The organism is Citrifermentans bremense R1 (genome assembly GCF_000426865.1).
Classification (GTDB): Bacteria; Desulfobacterota; Desulfuromonadia; order Geobacterales; family Geobacteraceae; genus Geomonas; species Geomonas bremensis.
Map to the genome: position 1 here is coordinate 1 of NZ_AUGE01000080.1, position 1,347 is coordinate 1,347.

Below are 1,347 nucleotides of genomic sequence, written 5' to 3' on the forward strand. Positions count from 1 at the left end.
CTTACCTCCTTGGGATCGGCGCCCAGCTGCCCCTGCACCAGGCGGGTGATGTAGAGGCCGAGCCCCACGGCCAAAAGCACGCCGACTGCGATCAGAATCGCCATGATCTTCGTGGCCTTTTCGGCAAGCGCCGTGTTCGCTTCGGAGGTCAGTTTCGCCTGCTTCAGCTTGGAATCCACCAGTTTCTCGATGGCGTTCTGCTCGTTTCTGGAGGCGACGGCCCCGTCGCCGCGCATATGGGCCAGCGCTTCATCGTGCTTCCCGGCTTGGGAAAGCCGTATCATGTTGTCAATCACAGGGGCGTAGGCATCTTTTGCCTGCTTGAACTCAGCGAACAGCTTGCGCCCCTCGTCGGTCAGGATGGTCTTCTCGAACTGCGCGGTTGCCTTGTCGAGCTCAGTCCTTAGCTCCGCGATCCGCTTCACCTTGTCCTGGGCGTCCTGCGGGGTCGTGGCCAGAATCATGTCCCTGAGGTTCACCCTCACCCGCTGAAAGCTGGTAGAGATGTCCTGAAGCTCCGTTATCGGCACGGTGATCTTTTCGTACAGCGCGATGTCCGCTTCCTCTATGGCGCTCATTTCCCTGATGCCGAAGTAACCGATGATCGCCGCAATGGCTGCGACCGATATGAACCCGCTGATCAGCTTGGTGCCGAGCTTTAAATCATAAAACCACTTCATGACTACCTCCTTTACCGGTTACCTGCATTGAATACACATCGAGTGCAGATGGTCAGTCACTGCATTATCTCGGTCCTTGGCAGTTTCACCTGATTGGTACCTTGTCGGGATGACCGGTCGGTCGCTCAATGGGAGTTTTAGACAATGGGTGGGGGGGAAAACGTAAGGGGGGTGTATCGCTATGCCAGTATTTTTTCGGGCTAATTCAGAGCTAGGAGCTCTTGGTGCCCGATCGATCTTTACCAGGCCCAGGCGAAAGAGAGCCCCGTTTCTGCTGGAAACGGGGCTCTCTTTTTTAGCCGGTGTTCTCCTGGTTCCCAAGCTCCAGCTTGGGAACCCAAAGCGGCGCAAAGCTTGAGCTTTGCATCCTTAAGGGGGGACTGGCTCCGCAAGGTGCCTGTCCCCCGGGCTCCAACTGGTTTCCGCTTAGAACCGCTCGAAGTCGGAGTCGTTGTCGACCTCGTTCAGGACGAAGTCGTGCCCCACCGCTTTCCTTGTCTGCACCTTGGCCGGTTGCTTGGCCACCTTCGCCTCGCTCTTCGCCGCCGACTTGGTAAGAGGCCTCGATGCCGGCGCATGGGAGACGTCGACCCTGAAGAAGGAGATGGTCGACTGCAGCTGCGCCGACTGGGAGGAGAGTTCCTCCGCGGTGGACGCCATCTCCTCG

Annotated in this window: 1 protein-coding gene and 1 pseudogene; both read right to left on the reverse strand. The window is 58.2% G+C overall.

Annotated features, from left to right (window positions below; genetic code table 11):
• Positions 1–680 (reverse strand): MCP four helix bundle domain-containing protein (locus tag K419_RS0118890; RefSeq protein WP_026842904.1); only part of this gene is annotated, 680 nt, incomplete at its 3' end.
• A gap of 426 nt (positions 681–1,106) precedes the next feature.
• Positions 1,107–1,347 (reverse strand): annotated as a pseudogene (locus K419_RS23940) (methyl-accepting chemotaxis protein); the annotation flags it as partial.